2 protein-coding genes and 3 tRNA genes are annotated in these 2,416 nt (G+C 65.4%); all 5 read right to left on the bottom strand.

From position 1 onward, the window contains the following. Positions 1 to 216: 216 nt before the first annotated feature. Positions 217 to 293 (bottom strand) — tRNA-Arg (locus tag ABGA94_RS05050). 32 nt (positions 294 to 325) lie between these two features. Next, a tRNA-Arg gene (locus ABGA94_RS05045) sits at positions 326 to 402 on the bottom strand. 69 nt (positions 403 to 471) lie between these two features. Further along, a tRNA-Arg gene (locus ABGA94_RS05040) sits at positions 472 to 548 on the bottom strand. Next, complete coding sequence (locus tag ABGA94_RS05035; RefSeq protein WP_375366560.1) at positions 539 to 1,465, bottom strand: alpha/beta fold hydrolase; 927 nt, start codon at positions 1,463 to 1,465, stop codon at positions 539 to 541. The genes ABGA94_RS05040 and ABGA94_RS05035 overlap by 10 nt, the downstream gene beginning before the upstream one ends. Next, entirely contained in the window at positions 1,462 to 2,271 is an 810-nt protein-coding gene (gene thiD, locus ABGA94_RS05030; RefSeq protein ID WP_053500055.1) for a bifunctional hydroxymethylpyrimidine kinase/phosphomethylpyrimidine kinase, read from the bottom strand. The genes ABGA94_RS05035 and thiD overlap by 4 nt, the downstream gene beginning before the upstream one ends. Between the last annotated feature and the right edge of the window lie 145 nt (positions 2,272 to 2,416).

The following is a 2,416-nucleotide window of genomic DNA, read 5'->3' as shown; positions in this document are numbered from 1 at the left end:
CGGAGTGCGGGGTGTCAGCCGCATGGATGCGGCTGCCAAGCCTACATGGACGTACTTGCGGCGTCCCCGCACTCCGACACCGCCCCGCCATCCCACGGAATGCGCGCTGTTGCTGTTGCTCCGGCTCTGGCTGTGGCCTCTGAAGGTGCAGGGCGCAGCCCTGCCGAAAAACACACATAAAAAAACAGCAGGCCGAGGCCTGCTGTTTCGGTGTAATGGTGCGCCCGGAGAGATTCGAACTCCCGACCGCCTGGTTCGTAGCCAGGTACTCTATCCAACTGAGCTACGGGCGCCAATTACATAAACTTGTTGTGCCGACTGTGTATGGTGCGCCCGGAGAGATTCGAACTCCCGACCGCCTGGTTCGTAGCCAGGTACTCTATCCAACTGAGCTACGGGCGCGCGGTACACAATCAACTTACTGCCTAATTTTACTGCATTTTCAGCGACGGATGCTGAAAACCTGTCGAGTGGTGCGCCCGGAGAGATTCGAACTCCCGACCGCCTGGTTCGTAGCCAGGTACTCTATCCAACTGAGCTACGGGCGCCCTGCGACAGGAGCGGAATTATGCGGATGTCGGCGCACACCGTCAACAGTTTTGTGAAAATTTTCATCCAACTGAATGAAAAAGCTGTCCGCCACGGCATCCGGTGCCTTGAGCCAGGCGAAGTGATCGGCGCGCGTGCCCAGTTCCTGCGCGGACAGCACGTGCAGCTTCGCGTCCACATTCGGCAGCTTTGCCAGCAACGCCTGCATCGACGCGGCCGGGGCCAACCAGTCGTGTTCCATCAGCACGGCCTGGGCGCTGCCGTGCACGCGCGCCATCTGTGCGTCGAGGTCTTCACCCATGCCCGCGGCGGCGTAGTGGTTGTTCAGGCCGACGCGCGCCCAGTCGGCGATCAGTCCGCGTGCTTCGGTGCCACCGAAGCCGAGACGACGGCCATGCAGCACGCCCTGGCGCTGCGCGATCCACGGCAGGAAACGGTAAACCAGTGGCAGCAGCCAGCCGCGCGGTGGCGGGAATCCACGCCAGAACGGTGAGCCGCTGGCCGCCAACCACAAGTGGTGGAAATGCAGAGGGTTGCGGCCGGCATGCACGCAGGCCAGCTGCCCGCCCAGGCTGTGGCCACCGATGATCCAGGGCAGGGGGCCTGCTTCCTCGTCGGCGGCCGCCATGACCGCTTGGCTGGCCGGCAGATCCCGCTCGAGTACCTCGCGATAGCCCCAGTCGTGCGCGCGCGACGGGCGTAGTGAGCTGCTGCCGTTGCCGCGCCACTCATGCAGGTAGACCGCCACGCCCTTCGCTGCCAGCGCCTGTGCCAGCGGCAGGTAGTGGCGCGCGGCCACACCCAGCGCTGGCAGCCACAACAAGCGGGCGATGGCCTGTGCGGGCATGCAGGCCATCACTTCGTAGCGATGCCCGTCGTTGCACTGCACTGGAAGGAGGGCCGGCGTCAGGTTCATGCGTGCGGTGCAGCGCCGAAGTGGTCGAGCACCAGCACCTCGCTGCGGCCGGGGGCATAGCCCTGCTGCAGGCCGCGCGCAACGTAGTCGATGCCGGCTTCGCAGGCGTTGGCCAGGCTCAGGCCGTTGCACAGCTGCGCGGCGATGGCCGAGGCCAGCGTGCAGCCAGTGCCGTGCGCATCCAGCGGCAGGCGGGCGTGGATGAATTCTTCGCTGCTCACGCCGTCGAAGTAGCGGTCGATCACGCGGTTGCCTTCCTGCAGGTGGCCACCTTTCAGTAGCACCGCACCGGCGCCCAGGTCGAGCAGGGCGGAGGCTACCTGTTCGGCGTCATCGCCGTTCCCGATCTTCCATCCGGCCAGCAGCTCCGCTTCCGGCGTGTTCGGGGTGATCAGCGTGGCCAGCGGGATCAGCCGCTCACGCATTGCCTGCAGAGCGTTGTCTTCCAGCAGGCGCGCGCCGCTGGTGGCGACCATCACGGGGTCCAGCACTACGTGCGGCGGGCGATGGCGCTCCAACGCATCGGCGACGGCATTGATCACCTCGGTGTTGGCCAGCATGCCCAGCTTCACCGCATGGATGTCGAAGTCATCGAAGCAGGCATCCAGTTGTGCACGCAGGAAATCGATCGGCGGCACGTGCACGGCGATGACGCCACGGGTGTTCTGTGCGGTCAGTGCGGCGATCGCGGAGAGCCCGTGCACGCGATGTGCTGCAAAGGCCTTCAGGTCGGCCTGGATGCCTGCGCCACCGCCGGAGTCGGAGCCGGCGATGGTGAGGGCAGATACGGGAGTGGTCGGGCTCATCCAGCGATTGTGCCGTGGTCCGGCAGGGGAAGGTAGATCCACGCCATGCGTGGATGCCGGCGTTGAATTCCGCTTCGACCAGGACATTACCGGCCTGGAGTTCGATGGCGACCGCATCACCGGCGTGCGCATCGACGGCAAGCTG

Origin of the sequence: Stenotrophomonas sp. 3diitr2024, assembly GCF_042136455.1 — a bacterium.
GTDB classification, from domain to species: Bacteria; Pseudomonadota; Gammaproteobacteria; order Xanthomonadales; family Xanthomonadaceae; genus Stenotrophomonas; species Stenotrophomonas sepilia.
The sequence above is the reverse complement of the archived record's forward strand: the minus strand, read 5'-3'. Positions and strand labels throughout refer to the sequence as shown.